Origin of the sequence: Kitasatospora sp. NPDC088134 (assembly GCF_044741705.1) — a bacterium.
Taxonomy (GTDB): Bacteria; Actinomycetota; Actinomycetes; order Streptomycetales; family Streptomycetaceae; genus Kitasatospora.
Genome location: NZ_JBIUTD010000011.1, coordinates 58106 through 77892 on the forward strand (window position 1 = coordinate 58106; position 19787 = coordinate 77892).

Below are 19787 nucleotides of genomic sequence, written 5' to 3' on the forward strand. Positions count from 1 at the left end.
GTCCGGGGCCGGTGCGGCGTCGGTAGGGTGGGGCGGTGAACCACGGCTCTGCGCACCGCCCTGTCGCCCCCGCCCGGTCCGGCGTGCCGGAGCACGGGCGGGTGCCCAAGTACTTCCTGGTGAAGGCCCGGGTGGAGGAACTGCTCGGGGAGCTGGGGCCGGGCGGGCGGCTGCCCACCGAGGCGGACCTGGCCGAGCGGTACGGGGTGGCCCGGGCCACGGTCCGGCAGGCGCTGCGGGACCTGCTGGTGGAGGGGCGGCTGCGGCGGCAGGGGCGCGGGACGGTGGTGGCGGGCGCGAAGATCGAGCAGCCGCTGTCGCTGGCCAGCTACACCGAGGGCGTCACCCGCCAGGGCCTGCGCCCGGGCCGCACCCTGATCGCCCTGGACCGGCTGCCCGCCGACCCCGCCACCGCCGAACGCCTCGCCGTCCCGCCCGGCGAACCGCTCTGGCACCTGGAGCGGGTGCTGCGCGCCGACGAGGAGCGCGTCGGCCTGGAGTCCACCTACCTGCCGGTGGCCCGACTCCCGCACCTGGAACGGGACTTCGACCCGTCCGGCTCGCTCTACGCCCACCTGGCCGAGCGCGGCGTCCGGCCGGCCGGCGCGGAGGAACGCATCGAGACCGTCCTCGCCACCCCCCGCGAGGCCCTGCTGATCGGCACCCCGCCCGCCCTCCCGATGCTCCTGCTGCACCGCCGCAGCCGCGACGCCACCGGCCACCCCCTGGAACTCGTCCGCACCCTCTACCGCGGCGACCGCTTCAGCTTCACCCTCGACCTCACCGCCCCGCCACGGGGCTGACGCCCCGTCAACGCGCCCGTCGAGGCAGGTGTCGGGACGGTGAACCCGGGGAGGTGGGTGTGCGTGGCCCCTTGACCGGTTCGCGGGGAGGTTCTAGCTTTCCTGCGATCAGTTAGGAAATGTTCCTAACTGTTGAACGGTTGGAGTCGCCGATGCCCCCTGCCCGCAGTCGCGCCCGACGCCGCACCGCGCTCGGCGCGACCCTCGCTGCCACGCTCACCGCCGCGCCGCTCGCGCTCGTCAGTGCCCCCGCGCACGCCGCCACCACCGGACTCGTCCGGGTCGACCAGGCCGGGTTCCTGCCGGGGGAGGCCAAGCAGGCCTACCTGATGACCAGCGCGAGTGTCGGCTCGGCGAGCTTCAGCGTCGTCGACTCCAACGGCACCACCGTCAAGACCGGCACCGTCGGCACCACCAGCCTCGGCTCGTGGAACACCGCCTACCCGGCCGTCTACCCGATCACGATCGGCGGCCTGACCGCGCCCGGCACCTACAAGGTGGTGGTCAGCGGCGGCGTCAGCGCCACCTCACCCAGCTTCAAGGTGACCCAACCCGCCGGTCTCTACGGCAAGTTCGTCACCGACGGGGTGAGCTTCTTCCAGACCCAGCGGGACGGCGCCGACACCGTCCCCGGCACGCTGAACCGCAAGCCCGCGCACCTCAACGACGCCAGTGCGAACGTCTACGCGGTGCCGTCCTTCAAGAGCGGCGGCTCGGACGAGATCACCAACAGCGACCTGTCGAAGATCGGCGGCCCGGTGAACGTGGCCGGCGGCTGGTCGGACGCCGGCGACTACCTCAAGTTCACCCACACCACCGCCTACGCGGACGCCGTCCTGCTGGCCTCGCAGCGCGCCCTCGGCTCCGCCGCGCCCGCCGCCCTGGACGCCGAGGCGCACTTCGGCGCGGCCTGGCTGAACCGGATGTGGGACCAGAACAGCAAGACCCTGTACCTGCAGGTCGGCATCGGCTCCGGCAACTCGGCCGGCACCTTCACCGGCGACCACGACCTGTGGCGGCTCCCGGAGAAGGACGACGGCGACACCTCGTCCAAGAACCGCTACGCGGCCGCGCACCGGCCGGTGTTCCGCGCCAACACCCCCGGCGGGCAAGTCAGTCCGAACCTGGCCGGCCGGGTCTCGGCGGCGTTCGCGCTGGCCGCCCAGGTCGACGCCGCGACCAACCCGGTCCAGGCACAGGCGTACTACCAGGCCGCGACCTCGCTGTACGCGCTGGCGAACACCGCCAACCCGCCGAGCACCCTGACCACCGCGGTGCCCAACGATTACTACCCCGAGTCCACCTGGCGTGACGACATGGAGTTCGGCGCCGCCGAACTCGCCCTCGCCGCCCAGAAGCTGGGCCAGAACGCCACCCCGTACCTGACCGCCGCCGCGACCTGGGCCAAGGGCTACCTGGCCAACGACAAGGGCGACACCTTCAACCTGTACGACACCAGCGCGCTCGCCCACGCCGACCTGATCCGGGCCATCGCCGCGGCCGGCAACCCCGGCGGACTGGCCGTCAGCACCGCCGACCTGACCGCCGACCTCAAGCGGCAGACCAAGGCCGGCGCCGACCACGCCGCCGCCGACATGTTCCACGCGGGCGGCAACTACACCGACTTCGACGTCAACTCGCACAGCTTCGGCCTGCTCGCCACCGAGGCGCTCTACAAGCAGGCCAGCGGCGACACCACGTACGACAACTACGCCACCCAGCAGCGCAACTGGCTGTTCGGCGCCAACCCGTGGGGCACCAGCTTCATGGTCGGCGAGGGCACCACCTTCCCGCACTGCATCCAGCACCAGGTCGCCAACATCAACGGCTCCACCGACGGCACCGGCGCGATCCCGGTCGGCGCGGTGGTCAACGGGCCGAACTCCTCCGGCATCTTCAGCGGCGGCCTCGGCGGCTACGAGAGCGGCATGAAGACCTGCCCGGCCGGCGGCGCGGACCCGTTCAACGCCTTCACCGGCCACAGCAGCCGCTACGTGGACGACGTCCGGTCCTGGCAGACCTCCGAGCCCGCCATCGACATGACCGCCTCCGCGATCATCGGCGCCGCGCTCCAGCAGGCCGTCAACAGCACCGGCACCGCGCCCGCCGACGACTTCGCGCTGAGCGTCGGCCCCGCCACCGGCTCCGCCGCGCCCGGCGTCAGCGCCACCGCGACCGTCACCACCACCGTCGTCGCCGGCGCCGCCCAGCCCGTCGCCCTCACCGCGAGCGGCGCCCCCGCCGGCGTCAGCGTCTCCTTCAGCCCGGCCACCGTCACCGCGGGCGGCACCGCCACCCTGACCGCCGCCGTCGCGGCCGGCGCCGCGCCCGGCAGCTACCCGATCACCGTCACCGGCACCTCCGGCTCCACCGCCCACAGCGCCGGCTACACCCTGACCGTCACCGGCACCGCCCCGGCCGACCGCGCGTACGAGGCCGAGGCGGCCGGCAACACCCGCACCGGCCGGGCCGCGCCGGTGGCCTGCCCCGACTGCTCCGGCGGCACCCGGATCGGCTACCTCGGCACCGTCAGTGCGGGCACCGGCAGCCTCACCTTCCAGGGCATCACCACCGCCACCGCCGGGACGTACCAGGTCCGGATCACCTACACCAACGGCTCGGCCGGCGCCCGCTCCGCCCAACTGTCCGTCAACGGCGGCCCGGTGACCACCGTGAGCTTCCCGCCGACCGGCGCCTTCACCACCCCCGGCACCGTCACCGTCCCGCTCGCCCTCGCGGCGGGCGGCAACACCCTCGCGGTGGCCAACCCGTCCGGCGCCGCCCCCGACCTCGACCGCCTGGTCGTCCCCGGCACGCCCGGCTGACCCGACCGTTAGCACCCGGCGCGCACCGCGCTCCGGCGACACCTGTGGGGGGTGCCGCCGGAGCACGTCGGCACATCAGCGCGTCAACACGCCGGGACGTCCAGGTCCGCGACGGCGCGGACCCGGGGGATCGGCGAGGGCAGCAGCCACAGCACCGACAGCACGCCGCCCGCGGCCGCCGTCAGCAGCGCGGCGCGCAGGCCCGCCGTGGAGCCGAGCAGGCCGCCGGCCAGCGCGCCGAGCGGGCGGACCCCGTAGTTGACGGTGGCGAACGCGCCCGAGACCCGGCTGCGCAGCGCCTCCGGGATCACCGCCGCCTGCACCGAATTCAAGTTCACGTCGAAGAGCATCACGCCGAGGCCGGACAGGAACTCGGCCGCCGCCAGCACGCCCGCCCGGGCCCAGGGCGGCCCGTCCGCCACCGTCAGCAGCGCCACCGGCGCGGGGAACAGCACCGCCCCCAGCACGATCGTCCGCCCCACCCCGATCCGGCGCGACAGTGCCGGGGCCAGCACCGCGCCCAGCAGCGCACCGCTCGCACCGACGCCGAAGGCCAGGCCGATGCCGCCCGCCGACAGGCCCAGCTCCCGGCTGGCGAACAGCACCGTCAGGCCGTAGCCGAGGAAGGTGAAGAAGTTGACGGTCGTGCAGCAGCCCAGCGCCGCCCGCAGGTACGGGTGCCCGGCCACGAACCGCAGCCCGTGCCCGGCCCGGGCCAGCACCGAGGGACCGGCGGCGGACGAGGGTTCCGGCTCGTGGACGTCGATCCGGCCGATCAGCAGTGCCGAACCGAGGAAGGACAGCGCGTCCACCAGCACCGCGCCCGGCGCCGTCAGCACCTGCACCAGCACGCCGCCGAGCGCCGGACCGGCCAGTTGCGCGGCCGAACGGGTCGTGCTCAGGCGGCTGTTGGCCTCCAGGTACGAGGCGCGCGGCACCAGGTGCGCGAAGAACGGCGCGTACGCGTTGTTGAACAGCACGCCCGCCGCGCCCGTCACCAGCGCCACCGCGTACAGCTGACCGAGCGTCACCGCGTCGCACAGCGCCGCCACCGGCAGCGAGGCCAGCGCCAGGGCGCGCACCACGTCCGCCAGCACCATCAGCCGGCGCTTGCCGGGGCGGCCGTCCACCCAGGCCCCCAGCAGCACCGCCAGCAGGTTCGGCGCCCAGGCCAGCGCCGTCAGCGCGGCCACCTGCACGGCCGAGGCGTCCAGCGCTCCGGCGGCGATCAGCGGCAGCGCCAGCTCCGATATCCGGTCCCCGAGTTGGGACACCGACTGGCCCGCCCAGAACCGCCGGAACCGCCGGTCACGCCAGAGCGGGGCCGGGACCGGAGTCGTGGCCGGAGTCGTAGCCGGGGTTGCGGATCCGGTCGGGGCCGTCACGGGGTGCCGTCCAAGTTCTCGGTGGCCTCGGTGGCCTCCGGCAGGGCATAGCGCATCAGCCGCACCGCCCGGGCCCCGGCCGGCCAGTCGGCGCGTTCGCGGTGCACGTACGGGGCGAGCAACTGCTCGACGGCCTCCTCCAGTTCGGCCAGCTCCGCGGGCGAGAGCACCACCCGGGTGTTCGCCAGGCCGGACAACTTCCGCCACTCCAGCGGAAGTTCGGGCTCGACCTCGGCCATCCAGCGGGCCGGCAGGGCCGCCGAGCGCTGGAACATCAGCTGCGACAGCGCGGACGCCGCCTCCGCCGACCCCTCCTCCGCCCCGGCCGCGAACCGGAACCCGCGCCCGACCGCCTCCCACCGCCGCTTGCGCCGGTCCGGCCCCGGCTCGGCGTCCCGCACCAGACCGAACTCCGCCAGGTGCCGCAGATGCCAACTCGCCACCGTCGGCGTCGCCCCCACATGCGGCGCCAACTCGCTCGCGGTGGCGGCCCCGTGCAGCCGCAACCGCTCCAGGATCGCCAACCGCACGGGATGGGCCAGGGCGCGCATCGCCCGGGGATCGGTGACCTCGACGTCACCCAGCGGATTCTCGGAACTCATTCCTGAGAGCATCCTCTCACATATCCTGAGCGTCAACTCTCAGATCTCCCGGCGGGGCACCCGCCGACACCCCGCCGGCACCCCGGCGGCACGGTGCGCAACACCGACGCGCAACATTGCAACAGGGCCGTGAAAAGCGTGCGTTGTCCGGGCGGAAGCGATTGCGGGGGGTTCCGGGGCGGTCGTAGGTTCGCCGGGCAGTGCGCAGCGCGCGCTCCGTCCGGTCGGGGACGCCCGCCGACTTCCTTCCGTCCGCACGCCCGTCCCGCCGAGAGAGGGTCTGCACGCCATGAGTCGGAATCCCGAACCGTCCCGCGAGGAGCCGACGTTCGGCCGCCGCGGGTTCCTGGCCGGGGCGGCGTCCGTCGCCGCCGCGGCCGCCCTGCCGCTGGGCGCGGGCAGCGCCGTCGCCGCCGGGCCCGCCGCCCGGCCCAACGTCCTGGTGATCCTCACCGACGACCAGCCGAAGCAGACCGAGTGGGCCACGCCCCGGACGGTCGACTGGCTGGTCGGCCACGGGGTGCGCTTCACCTCCGGGCACGTCACCACGCCGCTGTGCGCGCCCTCCCGGTCCTCGATCTTCAGCGGCCAGTACGCGCACCACCACGGCGTCCGCGACAACGGCCACCCGTACCGCCTCGACCAGCGGCACACCTTCCAGCGGCTGCTGCACCAGGCGGGCTACCGCACCGGCCTGTTCGGCAAGTACCTGAACGCCTGGCACCCCGCCGACAACCCGCCGCACTTCGACGAGTGGCTGCTCGCCGCGCCGGTGGTCTACAACGACGGCCAGTACAACGACAACGGCACCGTGCGGACCGTCCCCGGCTACTCCACCACGGTGATCCGCGACCGGGCCCTCGCCTTCCTGGACAAGGCCGCCGCCGACCCGCGCCCCTGGTTCGCCTTCGTCGCCCCGAAGGCCTCGCACGAACCCAACACGCCCGAGCCCCGGTACGCCACCACGCCCGTCCCCGTCTGGGACGGCCGCCCGTCCGTCGGCGAGGCCGACCGCAGCGACAAGCCCGAGTGGATCCAGAACGCCACCGGCACCCTCGCCACCGGACGGCAGCTGAGGGAGCGCCAGCTGCGCACCCTGCTCTCGGTGGACGACGCCGTGCAGGCCCTCCACGACAGGCTGGCCGCGCTCGGACAGCTGGACAACACCCTGGTGATCTACCTCGGCGACAACGGCTACACCTGGGCCGACCACGGCTGGTCGAAGAAGTCGGTGCCCTACCTGCCCTCCGTCGAGGTGCCGTTCTACCTGTCCTGGCCGGCCGGCGGCTTCGGCGCGGGCAGCCCCGCCGACCACCGGATCGTCGCCAACATCGACATCGCCCCGACCGTCCTGGAGGCCGCCGGGATCACCCCCGGCTGGGCGCTCGACGGGCACTCGCTGCTCGGCACCCACAGCCGCGACCACCTGCTGACCGAGTACTGGGAGCAGGGCGTGCACCAGGCCGGGCGGCCGCACACCTGGTCCTCGTACCTGTCGAAGACCGAGCAGTACACCGAGTACTACAAGCTGCACACCGACGCGGACGGCCTGCCCGTCGGCACCGGCGAGGTCGCCTTCCGCGAGTACTACGACCTGGCCGCCGACCCGTACCAGCTGGTCAACCGCCTGTACCAGGCCACCCCCGCCCAGGAGCAGGCGCTCGGAATCCCGGCCCTCGCCGCGACCCTCGCCGCCGAGCGCAGCGCCTGACCCCACCCCCAGTACCCCGGCCGGTCGTCTCCCCGGCGGCCGGCCGGACCCGCACCTCCGCGAAGAACGCGAAGAAGAGGCCGCCATGCTCTCCTGCTGCACCCCCGGGCACGAGCCCACCGACCACCCCGGCCTTCCACCGCTCCCGCTGCTCCCGCTGCTCCCGCCGTCCGCCCCCGAGCCCTCGCCCGCCGCCCGGCGGGCCGCCCGGGGGCTGCTGGAGCTGCCCGGCGGGGCGTTCCTGATGGGCGGTCAGGACCCGGACGGGATACCGGGGGACGGCGAGGGGCCGGTCCGAGAGGTGCGGGTGGACGCGTTCGCGATCGCGGCGACCACCGTCAGCAACGCCGAGTTCGCCTCCTTCGTCCGGGAGACGGGGTACCGCACCGAGGCCGAGCGCTTCGGGTCGAGCTTCGTCTTCGAGGGCTTCCTCACCGACCGGCTGCGCGCCCTCTCGCCGCCGGTCGCCGCCACCCCGTGGTGGCGCTCCGTCGAAGGCGCGAGCTGGCGCGCCCCGGAGGGCCCGGGCAGCGACTTCGCGGCCCGGCAGCAGCACCCCGTGGTGCACGTCTCCTGGCATGACGCCCTCGCCTACTGCGCCTGGTCCGGCACCAGGCTGCCCACCGAGGCCGAGTGGGAGTACGCGGCGCGCGGCGGCCGCCAGGGCACCCGCTACCCGTGGGGCGACGAACTCGCCCCGGACGGACGGGAGATGCTCAACATCTGGCAGGGCGACTTCCCGACCCGCAGGACCGGCCGACACCGCTCCACCGCCCCCGTGCGCGCCTACCGGCCCAACGGGTACGGCCTCCACAACGTGCTCGGCAACGTCTGGGAGTGGTGCGCCGACCGCTTCAGCCCCGACCACCACCGGGCCGCCACCCCCGCCACCCGCGACAACCCGACCGGCCCCGCCGAGGGCCCGAACCGGGTGATGCGCGGCGGCTCCCACCTCTGCCACGCCTCCTACTGCCACCGCTACCGGCTGGCCGCCCGCTCCTCCAACACCCCGGACAGCTCCAGCGGCAACATCGGCTTCCGGGTGGCCCGCTGAGCCCGGCGGCACCGGGGGAGCGGGCGCCCGAATAATCGCTTGTGTCCGATCCGGGACGCCGTCTACCGTTCTGCGCATGGGTTCTCTGTGACACTCCCCGCGCGGCCGCGTCGAGCAAGGCTCCGCCGCCGCGCGTTCCCGCCCGCGCCCTCCGCGCCTCCGGTACGGCCGGTCTTCCGGCCGCCGTGAGGACGCGGCGGCGTGCGCGGGCGTGTCCACCACCCACGCCCATCGGCCCGCTCCGGCCGGGAACAGGGGGCCGCGCATGCGCACCTCATCACTCGCTTCTCTCACGCTCCGGCACGTCACCCGCCGCTTCGGCGACCGCACCGTACTGGAGGACGTCTCCTTCGGCGTCCGGCCCGGCGAGCGGGTCGGCGTCATCGGCGACAACGGCGCCGGGAAGTCCACGCTGCTGCGGCTGATCGCCGGGCTGGACGCGCCCGACGCGGGCGAACTGACGGTCCGCGCCCCCGGCGGCACCGGCCACCTCGCCCAGTCCTCCGCCCTCCCGCCGGAGGCCACCGTGCAGGACGCGGTGGACGAGGCGATGGCCGACCTCCGCGCCCTGGAGCGCCGGATGCGCCGCGCCGAGGCCGACCTCGCCGACGGCCCCGACAGCCCCGACGGCCCCGACGGCTCCAGCGGCTCCGGCGGGTCGGACGGTTCGCGGCAGGCCGCCGCGCTCGCCGAGTACGGCCGGCAGGCCGCCGCGCTCGCCGAGTACGGCCGGCTGGTCGCCCGGTACGAGGCCCGCGCCGGGTACACCGCCCACAGCCGGGTGGAGGCCGCCCTGCACGGCCTCGGCCTGCCCGGGCTCGACCGGGCCCGCCGCCTGGGCACGCTCTCCGGCGGCGAGCGCGCCCGCCTCGCGCTGGCCGCCACCCTCGCCGCCCGCCCCGAACTGCTCCTGCTGGACGAGCCCACCAACGACCTCGACGACGACGCCCTCGGCTGGTTGGAGGCCCACCTGCGGTCCCACCGCGGCACGGTCCTCGCCGTCACGCACGACCGGGTCTTCCTGGAACGCGTCACCGACACGGTGCTGGAGGTCGCCGAGGGCCGGGTCCGGCGCCACGGCGACGGCTACGCGGGCCACCTCGCGGCCCGCGCCGCCGACCGCCGCCGCCGGCTGCGCGAACACGCCGAGTGGCGCGCCGAACTGACGCGCCAGCAGGAACTCGCCGCCACCCAGGTGACGCGGCTGGCCGCGATCCCGCGCAAGGCGCCACTGGCCGTCTTCGGCCACGGCGGCTTCCGGGCCCGCGGCCGGGCGCACGGCGCCACCGTCCGCATCCGCAACGCCAAGGAGCGGGTCGCCCGCCTGACGGACCGTCCGGTCCTGCCCCCGCCCGAACCCCTGGTGTTCGCCGCCCGGATCGGCACCGCCGAGCGACCGGCGGCGGACGGCCCGCCGCCGCCCGCCGCCGAGCTCGACGGCGTCCTGGTCCCCGGCCGGCTCGCGCTGCCCGCCCTGCGGATCGGCCCCGCCGAACGCCTCCTGGTCACCGGGCCCAACGGGGCGGGCAAGACCACCCTGCTCCGGGTCCTGGCCGGCGAACTGCACCCCGCCCGGGGCACCGTCCGGACCCGCGGCCGGATCGGCCACCTGCGCCAGCGCGAGACCCCGTGGCCACCGGGCCTGACGGTCCTGCGGACCTTCGCGCACGGCCGCCCGGGCGACCCCGCCGACCACCTCGACCGGCTGCTCTCGCTCGGCCTGTTCCACCGCGCCGACCTGGGCCGCCGGATCGGCGACCTCTCCTACGGCCAGCGCCGCCGGATCGAACTCGCCCGCCTGGTCGCCGAACCCGTCGACCTCCTGCTGCTCGACGAACCCACCAACCACCTCGCCCCCGCCCTGGTCGAAGAACTGGAGTCCGCCCTGTCCGCCTACCCCGGCGCCGTCGCCCTCGTCACCCACGACCGCCGCCTGCGCGCCCGCTTCCCCGCCGACCAGCACCTCGCCCTCACCCCGCGGGAGGCCGCCGCGAACGCCGGCTGACGCCGCCTCACCTCGCGGCCCGTGCCGCCCGCAGTTTCTCGACCAGGGCGCGGTGCTCCTCCCGGGCGGCCCGGCGCTCCGCGGCCTCGGTGCGGACGGCGGTCAGGGCCGTCGCCCCGGCGTCGAACGGGGCCGGGGCGCAGCGGGGGTCGGCCGCGGCGTGCCGTCGCCAGTCGTCCTGCCAGAACTCGACCGTCCAGCCCGGCCACGACTCCGGGGCGCGGTAGGCCCCGGGGGAGAAGCAGAGCGTCCACCAGCCCAGGCGGCGGCGCGCCGGGTCGAGGTGGAGGCCGGCGTTGACGTGCAGGCGGCCGGTGTCGTGCCCGGGCGCGTCCGCCAGGCGGTCGAGCAGGGCCGGCCCCTCGTGGACGGGGTGGTCGAAGCAGTGGGAGGCGACGTGGCAGCCACCCCCGGCGACGGTGACCAGCACGCCGCCCGGGTCGGGCCCGGCCAGGTCCTCGTCGTCGGGCGCCAGGAACGGCGCCGGACAGAGCGGCGCGTCGGGGCAGCGGACGTACTCCGCGTCCAGCCCGAGGTGGGCGCGCAGTTCGGCCGGGCCGTCGTACAGCCGGCGGACCTCCCAGCCCGGCCAGGCCGCCCGGACCAGCTCCAACAGGGCCGCGTGGTGGCGAAGTTCGCCGCTCGGGCCCTCCCGGACGAAGAACAGCAGCACCCGTCGGCCGAGGTCGACCAGGACCCCGCCGTCGGCCATCACCTCGTCCAGCCACCAGCCGTCCCGGTGCAGCCCGGGGAGCAGGTCGAGCAGCGCGGCCGGGCCGTCCAGCAGGTCGAGGTCGAGGCCGACCGCCCACCCGCTCCGGTACAGCTCGTGCGCGCCGTCCGCGCGCACCACGACGACGTTCGCCCGGTCTCCCACCGGGCCAGGATGACGGGCCGGAACGCCCTTCGGCGACCGGTTTTCCCCTGCCCCGGTGACCCTCCCGGCGACCCCGGGCGTCCGCGCCGGGTTCCCGTGATCCACCCTTGACCGGCCCTTGCCGGGTCGGCGAGGGCATGTCGCGGGGGTGCCCGGCGGTCCTAGCGTCCTGCCGCCGAGCCGTACCGGCCGAGGCTCCACACCCCATCGGAGCCGAAGGCCGTCCCCCATCAACCCCGGCCCGGCGGGAGGAAACCCGATGAACCGCAAGACCGCGCTGACGGCAGCCGTCGCGGCCGCCCTCACCCTGGGCAGTGCTTTCGTGGCGAGCTCGCAGAACGTCGCACTGGCCAGCCCCACCACCCAGTCCGGGGCCGGGTTCCAGGCGATGAGCACGGTGGGCCGCCTGGCGGCCATGGAGCAGGCGGGCCGGGAGGCCGACGCGGTGGCGAAGTCGCTGGGCCTCGGCTCCGACGAGCGCCTGCTGGCCAAGGACGTCCTGGTCGACAACGACGGCTCCCGGCACGTGCGCTACGACCGCACCTACCGGGGCCTGCCGGTGGTCGGCGGCGACCTGGTGGTGTACCGCGCGAAGAACGGCCGGATCACCTCCACCAGCTGGGCGCACGAGGGCGCGATCAAGGTCGCCGGCCTCGCGCCGAAGCTGAGCACCCAGGACGCCTCGGCCACCGCCGAGCGCAGCGCCAAGCACGTCAAGCAGGCCCGCACCGGCACCCTGGACAGCAGCCAGCTGGTGGTCTGGGCGGTCGGCAAGGTCCCGCTGCTGGCCTACCGCACCACCGTCACCGGCGACGGCGAGGCGGGCGCGCAGTCCCGCGAGGCCGTCCTGGTCGACGCCGCCAGCGGCGCCGTGCTGGACCAGTACGAGCTGGAGCAGGGCGTCTCCGGCACCGGCAACGGCGTCAACGTCGGCCAGGTCACCATCGAGACCAGCCAGGGCGGCAGCGGCTACACGCTGACCGACGCGCTGCACGGCTCCACGATCGTCTACGACTCGTACAACAGCCCGCAGTCGAACCCGGCGCAGAACGCCCGGACCTTCTCGAAGTCCTCCAACTCCTGGGGCAACGGCTCCACGTCGAGCCGGGAGAGCGCCGCCGTGGACGCCTCCTACGGCCTGGCCAAGACCTGGGACTTCTACAAGAACACCTTCAACCGCTCCGGCATCCGCAACGACGGCCGCGGCGCCCCGGCGTACGTGCACGTCGACAACCAGCTGCTGAACGCCTTCTACGACGACTCGTGCTTCTGCATGTCGTTCGGCGACGGCTCCTCGCAGAACGGCAACATCCCGCTGACCGCGCTCGACGTCTCCGGCCACGAGATGAGCCACGGCGTCACCGCCGCCACCGCCAACCTGAACTACTCGGGTGAGTCCGGCGGCCTGAACGAGGCCACCTCCGACATCTTCGGCACCATGGTCGAGTTCTCCGCCGGCAACAGCACCGACCCCGGTGACTACTACATCGGCGAGAAGCTCAACATGGGCAACGGCTACCTGCGCCGGATGGACAACCCGGCCGCCGACGGCTCCTCGCTGTCCTGCTACAGCAGCCGGGCCGGCCAGGTCGACGTGCACTACTCCTCCGGCATCGCCAACCACTTCTTCTACCTGACCGCCGAGGGCACCGGCGCCAAGACCATCGGCGGCCTGCCGCACAACGGCACCCCGTGCAACGGCGACAGCTTCGGCGGCATCGGCAAGGACAAGGCCGCGCAGATCTGGTACCGCGCGCTGTCCACCTACATGACCTCCACCACCAACTACTCGGCGGCCCGCACCGCCACCCTGCAGGCCGCCGCCGACCTGTACGGCGCCAACTCGCAGGAGCGGTACATCGTCTCCAAGGCCTGGGCCGCCGTCTCCATCGGCACCGCGCTGCCCGACCCGGGCAACGGCACCCCCTCGCCCTCGCCGACCGGCACCGGCAGCCCGTCCCCGACCGCCTCGCCCACCAACCCCAACCCGGGCAACGCGCTGACCAACGGCGGCTTCGAGCAGGGCGCCACCGGCTGGACGCAGAGCGCCAACGACATCACCAACTCCACCCAGCAGCAGGCGCACGGCGGCTCCTGGTACGCCTGGATGATGGGCTACGGCAGCGCCGCCACCGAGTCGCTGTCGCAGAACAACATCGCCGTCCCGGCCACCGGCTCGCCCAAGCTCACCTTCTGGCTGAAGGTCACCACCGCCGAGTCCGGCTCCACCGTCTACGACACGCTGAAGGTCAACGTCAACGGCACCACCCTGGCCACCTACTCCAACGCCAACGCCAGCGCCGGGTACGTGCAGAAGACCGTCGACCTGTCCGCCTACCGCGGCCAGACCGTCAGCCTGGAGTTCGCCGGCCAGGAGGACGCCTACCTGGCGACCACCTTCCTGCTCGACGACGTCGCCCTCGGCTGACGCACCGTCAGGGACCGGCCCCCGCGGCCGATCCTTAAGGGGGGCTTAACGGGAGATCGCGGAGGTGTCGTGTTCATGCGACACCCTCGCGCAGCCGGGGCGGAGGCGGCACACTGACCGCCATGACCGGCATCCACACCGGCCCGGTCGGGTCCGCCACCACCCCGGCGGACCCGACCGGGCTCCCGCTCGTCGACCGTGCGAACCTGCTCGCCGAGATCCGCGCCGCCCTCACCGCCACCGGCGGCGTCCTGCTGCACGGACCGGCCGGCATCGGCAAGACCGCCCTGCTCGACGCGCTCGCCCAACACGCCGACACCACCGGGGAGTCGGTGCTGCGCAGCAGCCCCACCGCGGCCGAGGCCGACCTCCCCCACCTGGCGCTGATCGACCTCCTCGGCGAAGCCCTCCCCGGCCTCGCCGAGGACCTCCCCGACCACCTCCGGCAGGCCCTCGAACGCGCCCTGCTGCACCGCGCCCCCGCCCCCGGCACCCCCACCGACCCGCTCGCCGTCCGGGTCGCCGTCCTGGAGGCACTGCGCCGCCTCGCCCAGCGCGGCCCCGTGCTCGTCCTGCTCGACGACACCCAGTGGCTCGACGAGGCCAGCCGCCAGGTCATCGCCTTCGCCGCCCGCCGACTGACCGACCGGCCCGTCCGCTTCGCCGTCACCGAACGCACCGAACACACCGACGCCGAACCCGCGATGGGACGGCTCTGCCCGCCCGCCGCCCGCGAGATCCCGGTCGGCCCGCTCGGCGAACGCGGCACCGGCGCCCTGCTGCGCGAACGCCTCGGCCTCCGGCTGAGCGGCCTCACCCTCACCCGGGTGCACCGGGTCAGCGGCGGAAACCCCTACTACGCGCTGGAGTTGGGCCGCTCACTGGCCGCCGGGGGCAGCGAGGCCGCGCTCGCCGCCGACCCCGCCCGCCCGCTCGACGTCCCGCACCGGCTGCGCGCCCTGGTCTCCGCCCGGATCGGCGAACTCCCCGACTCCGCCCGGCAGTCCCTCACCGTCCTGGCCGCCGCCCGCCCCGGCACCGACCTGCCCGCCGCCGTCACCGAAGCCCTCGCCGCCGCCCGCCGCCACGGCGTCATCCGCCAAACCCCCAGCGGCACGCCCCAGTTCAGTCACCCCCTGGTCGCCGAGGTGCTGCTCGCCGACGCCGACCCCGACGACCTGCACGCCGCCCACCGGCTGCTGTCCACCCTCACCGCCGACCCCGTCGAACAGGTCCGTCACCAGGCCCTCGCCACCGACCGCCCCGACCCCCGGCTGGCCTCCCGGCTCGCCCGCGCCGCCGACGCCGCCCTCACCCGCGGTGCCCCCGGCACCGCCGCCGAACTGCTCCGCCTCGCCGCCGACCACACCCCCGAACCCGACGCCGCCGGCCGCCGCCTGCTCGCCGCCGCCCGCAACGCCGCCGCCGCCGGCCTGCCCGACCTGGCCCGCTCCTGCGCCGAACGCCTCACCACCGCCCCCGCCGCCGACATCCGGGTGCACGCCCGGCTGCTGCTCGCCCGCCTGCTCGGCCCCGACCACCCCGGCGCCGAACCCCTGCTCGCCGCCGCCGCCGAGGACACCGGCGGCCACCCCGCCCTCACCGCCGCCGTCCACCAGGAACGCGCCGTCCGCGCCCTGCACCACGGCGACCGGGCCACCGGCATGGCCGAACTCGAAACCGCCGAGAAGCACGCCGACCACGCCGACGACCCCGACCTGCTGGTCGAACTCCTCGCCCAGCGCGCCCCCATCACCCTGCTCACCGACCCCGCCCGCGGCCTCGCCCAGCTCGAACGCGGCGCCCGCCTCGCCGCCGGCCGCCCGCTCACCGCCGCCGCCGTCTTCTGCCACCAGGGCCTGGCCATCGCCGCCCTGCGCACCGGCGACCTGCCCCGCGCCCTCGACGAGGTCGAGACCCTGCGCGACCGGGTCGAGGCCGCCGGCCGCACCGAGGACCTCGCCAACGTCCTCTACATCGCCGCCTCCGTCTACGAACGCGCCGGCCGCTGCGCCGACGCCTTCGCCGCCGGCCGCGCCGCCCACGACCTGCGCGAACGCATCGAACCCAGCCCGGGGCCGGCCCGCGTCCTCGGCGGCGCCGCCGAACTCAACGGCGGCACCGCCGAACGCGCCGCCCGGCTCCTCGACTCCGCGATCCGCGCCGCCGAGGACGACCACGACCACGAATGGCTCGCCTACGCCCACGGCCTGCGCGGCCGGGTCGAACTCCTGCGCGGCCACCACCCCGCCGCCGCCGACCACCTCACCCGCTGCCTGGCCCAGCTGCGCCGGATGGAGTTCCACGACCCCGCGCTGTTCCTGGTCGACGCCGACCTCGCCGAGGCGCTCACCCTCTCCGGCCGCCACGAGGAGGCGGCCGCCGTCCTCGCCGACGCCCGCGAACGCGCCGGCCGGCTCGGCCGCGACGTCGTCCTGCTCGGCCTGCATCGCGCCGAGGCCCACCTCGCCGCCGCCACCGACCCCCGCCGGGCCGCCGACACCCTGCGGGCGCTGCTCCCCGACACCCACCCCTACCCGCTCGAACTCGCCCGCGCCCACCTGGCGCTGGCCCACCTGGAACGCCGCTCCCGCCGCCGCGCCGCCGCCCGCACCGCCCTCCAGGAGGCGCACGCCCGCTACACCGCCGCCGCCTGCCTGCCCTGGCAGCAGCACACCGCCACCGCCCTCGCCGCGCTCGACGCCCTGGAGGCCGACCCCACCCCCACCCAGCAGCAGATCCTCGCCCTGATCCGCAACGGCGCCACCAACCGCGAGATCGGCGCCGCCCTCCACCTCTCCGTCAAGGCCGTCGAGGCCAACCTCACCCGCCTCTACCGCCAGTACGGCGTCCGCGGCCGCGCCGAACTCGCCCGCCACCGCGACTGACGGCCCGCCACCGCGCCCGCCCGCCCGCCGCCGCGACCGACCGCCCGTCAGCCCGGCCCGGGAACGGCGTCCAGGGCGGCGAGTTCGGCCGGGCTCAGCCGCAGGGCGCCCGCGGCCAGGTTCTCGGCCAGGTGGGCGGGGTCGCCGGTGCCCGGGATGGCCAGGACGTGCGGACCCTGGTGCAGGGTCCAGGCGAGGCGGACCTGCGCGGGGCTCGCGCCGTGCGGGCGGGCGACGGCCCGGACGGCGGCGGGCTCGGGGCCGGTGCGCCCGGTGGTGCGCCCCTCGCCCGCGATCGCGTAGAACGGAACGAAGGCGATGCCGCGCTCCCCGCAGGTCCGCAGGAACGCCCGCTGCTCGGCGGAGGCCCCGAGGCCGAAAGCGTTCTGGACGCACACCACGGGCGCCACCGCCAGCGCCTCGTCGAGGTGGTGCGGGCGGACGTTGGACAGCCCCAGGTGCCGGATCAGCCCCGCGGCCCGCAGTTCGGCGAGCGCGCCGAAGCGCTCGGCGATCGAATCGGTGCCGACGATCCGCAGGTTGACCAGGTCGAGGTGGTCGCGGCCGAGCTGCCGCAGGTTCTCCTCGACCTGGCCGCGCAGCTGACGGGGCGTCGCGTGCGGCAGCCAGTGGCCGGACGGGTCGCGGCCCGGCCCGACCTTGGTGGCGATGGTCAGCCCCGCCGGGTACGGGCCGAGCGCCCGGCTGATCAGCTCGTTCGCCGAGCGCAGCGGCGAGAAGTAGAAGGCGGCGGTGTCCAGGTGGTCGACGCCCAGGTCGACGGCCCGCCGCAGCAGGCGGATCGCGCCGTCCCGGTCGCGCGGCTCGGCGTCGGGCCGCAGCGCCGGACCCAGCTGGGGCAGCCGCATGGTGCCCAGGCCGATCCGGTGGACGGTGCGGTCGCCGAGCACCCAGGTACCGGCGGCCGCCGCGAGGGGAAGGAGTGGAGTCATGCCGGAAGGATCACCGCCCCGCTAGGGTGGCCGCCAATGATTCACACATGACTGAATCGATACTGAATCGACCGGACGGGGCGGGGAGCGGCGTGGCGGAACTGGCCTTCTCGGCGGGCGACCTGGCCCGACTGCGCTTCGCCGTCACGCCGATGTGGCAGGTGGTGACGGGCTACCGGCTGCTGCGCGGCGGGACGGCCGGGTCGACCGTGCACCGGGCCTGGGCCGAGCAGGTCGGGCCCCGGGTGGCGGCGGCCGGACTGGACCGCGGCCGGCTCGCCGAACTCGTCCCGCCGGACGGGTTCTACCCGAAGTTCCTGAACCCGGCCCCCACCGGCCACGCCCCCACGCTGGAACAGGAACTGACGGCCCTCCGGTCCGCGCCCGCGGAACTGGTGCACCGCGACCTCGCCCACCTGGAGCACCACCGCGGGCCGCTCGGCCCCCGGGCCCGGGAGCTCCGGCACGACCCCGGACCGGCCCTGGACGGGCTGGCCCGGGAGGTCCGGGCGTTCTGGGACGTGGCGCTCGCCCCGTACTGGGCGCGGATCCGCGCCGTGCTGGAGACCGACGTCCTGCACCGGGCCCGCCAGGTCGCCGAGCACGGCGCGGGCCGGGCCCTGGACGACCTGCACACCGCCGTGAGCTGGGACGGCGAGGCGCTGCACCTGACCCGCTGGCCCAAGGCGCTGTCCCGGCCGACGGCCGGGCCCGGGCTGGTCCTGGTGCCGTCGGTCTTCACGGCGGCCCGGGTGCCGACCCGGATCGCCCCGCCGGACCCGCCGCAGCTCGTCTACCCGGCGCGCGGCACCGGCACGCTCTGGGCCCCCGCGCCCACCGGCGGCACCGGGGCGCTGGCCGCCGTCCTCGGCCGCTCCCGGACCAGGCTGCTCGCCGAACTCGACACCCCGGCCTCCACCACCCGGCTCGCCCACCGCACCGGCCTCTCCCCGGCCGGGGTCTCCCAGTACCTGACGGCGCTGCGCGCGGCCGGCCTGGTCACCGCCCACCGGGTCGGCCGCAGCGTCCTCTACGCCCGGACGGCCGCCGCCGAGACCCTGCTCGACGCGGCCGCCGGGGCCTGAGCCCCCGGGCGCGCACCCGGTGACGGTCCGTCGGGACAACGACCCCTCCCCGGCGCCGGACGACCACGGCGACCCGGCGGCCGCGTCCCGGGCGCGACCCTCCGGACGGTCGGACCGCAGCTCCCCGACCGGACCTGACCGGTCGTCAACGGCCGACGGATGCAGTGCGGTCGAACGCCGGCAGCCGCGTTCCGGGCGGGAGCGCGCCCGCCCGGTCGGCGTCGGCCAGGTGGGCGAGCAGCGCGCTGCGGAAGGCGGCGGCGGCCCGGCCGAGCGGGAGGTCGCGGCCGTGGGCGAGGGCGATGGTGCGGCCCAGCCCGGGGGCGGTGAAGGGCGCGGCGGGCAGGCCGGAGCTGGCCGCGACCATGCCGGGGACGACGGCGGGGCCGAGCCCGGCCCGGACGGCGGCCAGCACGGCGTCCATCTCGCCGCCCTCGACGGCGTACGAAGGCTCGAATCCGGCCGCCCGGCAGGCGGCGAGGGTGGTCTCGCGGACGTCGTAGCCCTCGCGGAACATCACCAGGCCCCGGCCGCGCAGGTCGGTGATCCGGGCCCGGCGGCGGGGCAGCGGCTCGGCGGCGACCAGCACCAGGTCCTCGTGCAGCAGCGGGGTGACGGCGAGCGCCGCCCACGGCGCGGGGTCGGGGGCGATGACCAGCGCCAGGTCCAGCTCGCCGGCCTCCAGGTCGCGGACCAGGTCGCGGGAGCCGCCCTCGGTCAGGTGCAGGTCAACGCCGGGGTGCCGGGCCCGGTAGGCGCGCAGTACCTCCGGGACCAGGCTGGCGCAGAGCGAGGGCGGGGCGCCGAACCGGACCCGGCCGCGCCGCAGCTGCACCGTCTCGGCGACGGCCCGCCGCGCGCTGTCCGCGTCGGCGAGGATGCGCCGGGCCAGCGGCAGCAGGGCCTGCCCGGCGTCGGTCAGGGTGGTGCCGGCCCGCGAGCGGTGGAACAGCTCGGCGCCCAACTCCCGTTCCAGCGCACGGATCTGCTGGGAGAGCGAGGGCTGCGAGACGTGGCTGGCCTCGGCGGCCCGGGTGAAGTGCCGGGCGTCGGCGACCGCGACGAAGTAGGCGAGCTGCTGCAACTGCACACCAGCCATCATAGGCATGACCTATCACCAGCGGCGTTTTCATGTCTTGGACACCCCCGACGCGCCCGGCCTACGGTCATG

At 75.6% G+C, this 19787-nt stretch carries 13 protein-coding genes; 8 read left to right on the plus strand and 5 right to left on the minus strand.

Features of this window, described 5'->3' with window-relative positions; genetic code table 11:
* The first annotated feature begins 35 nt into the window (after positions 1–35).
* Together ACIOHG_RS18945 and ACIOHG_RS18950 are read left to right on the plus strand one after the other, a co-directional pair.
* A complete protein-coding gene (locus ACIOHG_RS18945) occupies positions 36–803 on the plus strand; it encodes a GntR family transcriptional regulator (RefSeq protein ID WP_400951821.1) in 768 nt (255 codons plus the stop codon).
* Between the two features lie 152 nt (positions 804–955).
* Positions 956–3628 (plus strand): glycoside hydrolase family 9 protein, encoded by a 2673-nt coding sequence (locus ACIOHG_RS18950; protein ID WP_400951824.1) that lies wholly within the window; start codon positions 956–958, stop codon positions 3626–3628.
* A gap of 83 nt (positions 3629–3711) precedes the next feature.
* On the opposite strand, the gene ACIOHG_RS18955 is transcribed toward ACIOHG_RS18950, so the two are convergent.
* Together ACIOHG_RS18955 and ACIOHG_RS18960 are read right to left on the minus strand one after the other, a co-directional pair.
* Positions 3712–4902, minus strand: a complete 1191-nt coding sequence (locus tag ACIOHG_RS18955; protein ID WP_400951827.1) for an MFS transporter — start codon at positions 4900–4902, stop codon at positions 3712–3714.
* A gap of 107 nt (positions 4903–5009) precedes the next feature.
* Positions 5010–5615 (minus strand): ArsR/SmtB family transcription factor, encoded by a 606-nt coding sequence (locus tag ACIOHG_RS18960; protein ID WP_400951829.1) that lies wholly within the window; start codon positions 5613–5615, stop codon positions 5010–5012.
* Positions 5616–5904: 289 nt separating this feature from the next.
* On the opposite strand from ACIOHG_RS18960, the gene ACIOHG_RS18965 reads away from it, so the two are divergent.
* The 3 genes from ACIOHG_RS18965 (at position 5905) to abc-f (ending at position 10385) form a co-directional block, all read left to right on the plus strand.
* Positions 5905–7326, plus strand: a complete 1422-nt coding sequence (locus ACIOHG_RS18965; protein ID WP_400951830.1) for a sulfatase — start codon at positions 5905–5907, stop codon at positions 7324–7326.
* Positions 7327–7411: 85 nt separating this feature from the next.
* Entirely contained in the window at positions 7412–8380 is a 969-nt protein-coding gene (locus ACIOHG_RS18970) for a formylglycine-generating enzyme family protein (protein WP_400951832.1), read from the plus strand.
* A 265-nt stretch (positions 8381–8645) separates the two neighbouring features.
* On the plus strand, positions 8646–10385 hold the full coding sequence (abc-f, locus tag ACIOHG_RS18975; protein ID WP_400951833.1) for a ribosomal protection-like ABC-F family protein: 1740 nt from the start codon (positions 8646–8648) through the stop codon (positions 10383–10385).
* Between the two features lie 7 nt (positions 10386–10392).
* Here abc-f and ACIOHG_RS18980 read toward each other — a convergent pair whose 3' ends face one another.
* A complete protein-coding gene (locus ACIOHG_RS18980; RefSeq protein WP_400951836.1) occupies positions 10393–11262 on the minus strand; it encodes a hypothetical protein in 870 nt (289 codons plus the stop codon).
* 259 nt (positions 11263–11521) lie between these two features.
* Between ACIOHG_RS18980 and ACIOHG_RS18985 the strand changes: the two genes are divergently transcribed.
* Both ACIOHG_RS18985 and ACIOHG_RS18990 read left to right on the plus strand, forming a co-directional pair.
* Positions 11522–13690 (plus strand): M4 family metallopeptidase, encoded by a 2169-nt coding sequence (locus tag ACIOHG_RS18985; protein WP_400951838.1) that lies wholly within the window; start codon positions 11522–11524, stop codon positions 13688–13690.
* 122 nt (positions 13691–13812) lie between these two features.
* Positions 13813–16578, plus strand: coding sequence for an AAA family ATPase (locus ACIOHG_RS18990; protein ID WP_400951840.1), 2766 nt, complete (start codon positions 13813–13815; stop codon positions 16576–16578).
* A 47-nt stretch (positions 16579–16625) separates the two neighbouring features.
* Here the strand turns inward: ACIOHG_RS18990 and ACIOHG_RS18995 are convergent, their stop codons facing one another.
* Entirely contained in the window at positions 16626–17531 is a 906-nt protein-coding gene (locus ACIOHG_RS18995; protein WP_400951842.1) for an aldo/keto reductase, read from the minus strand.
* A gap of 47 nt (positions 17532–17578) precedes the next feature.
* Here ACIOHG_RS18995 and ACIOHG_RS19000 point away from each other — a divergent pair, with 47 nt between their 5' ends.
* On the plus strand, positions 17579–18616 hold the full coding sequence (locus ACIOHG_RS19000; protein ID WP_400951845.1) for a transcriptional regulator: 1038 nt from the start codon (positions 17579–17581) through the stop codon (positions 18614–18616).
* A 145-nt stretch (positions 18617–18761) separates the two neighbouring features.
* On the opposite strand, the gene ACIOHG_RS19005 is transcribed toward ACIOHG_RS19000, so the two are convergent.
* Positions 18762–19706, minus strand: coding sequence for a LysR family transcriptional regulator (locus ACIOHG_RS19005; protein ID WP_400951847.1), 945 nt, complete (start codon positions 19704–19706; stop codon positions 18762–18764).
* Between the last annotated feature and the right edge of the window lie 81 nt (positions 19707–19787).

Excerpts from the sequence above, each read along its gene's own strand:
- ACIOHG_RS18990 (WP_400951840.1), top strand. The coding sequence starts at position 13,813 with ATGACCGGCATCCACACCGGCCCGGTCGGGTCCGCCACCACCCCGGCG.
- ACIOHG_RS19000 (WP_400951845.1), top strand. The coding sequence starts at position 17,579 with ATGACTGAATCGATACTGAATCGACCGGACGGGGCGGGGAGCGGCGTG.
- ACIOHG_RS18970 (WP_400951832.1), top strand. The coding sequence starts at position 7,412 with ATGCTCTCCTGCTGCACCCCCGGGCACGAGCCCACCGACCACCCCGGC.
- ACIOHG_RS18950 (WP_400951824.1), top strand. The coding sequence starts at position 956 with ATGCCCCCTGCCCGCAGTCGCGCCCGACGCCGCACCGCGCTCGGCGCG.
- ACIOHG_RS18960 (WP_400951829.1), bottom strand. The coding sequence starts at position 5,615 with ATGAGTTCCGAGAATCCGCTGGGTGACGTCGAGGTCACCGATCCCCGG.
- ACIOHG_RS18995 (WP_400951842.1), bottom strand. The coding sequence starts at position 17,531 with ATGACTCCACTCCTTCCCCTCGCGGCGGCCGCCGGTACCTGGGTGCTC.
- ACIOHG_RS18965 (WP_400951830.1), top strand. The coding sequence starts at position 5,905 with ATGAGTCGGAATCCCGAACCGTCCCGCGAGGAGCCGACGTTCGGCCGC.
- ACIOHG_RS18985 (WP_400951838.1), top strand. The coding sequence starts at position 11,522 with ATGAACCGCAAGACCGCGCTGACGGCAGCCGTCGCGGCCGCCCTCACC.
- abc-f (WP_400951833.1), top strand. The coding sequence starts at position 8,646 with ATGCGCACCTCATCACTCGCTTCTCTCACGCTCCGGCACGTCACCCGC.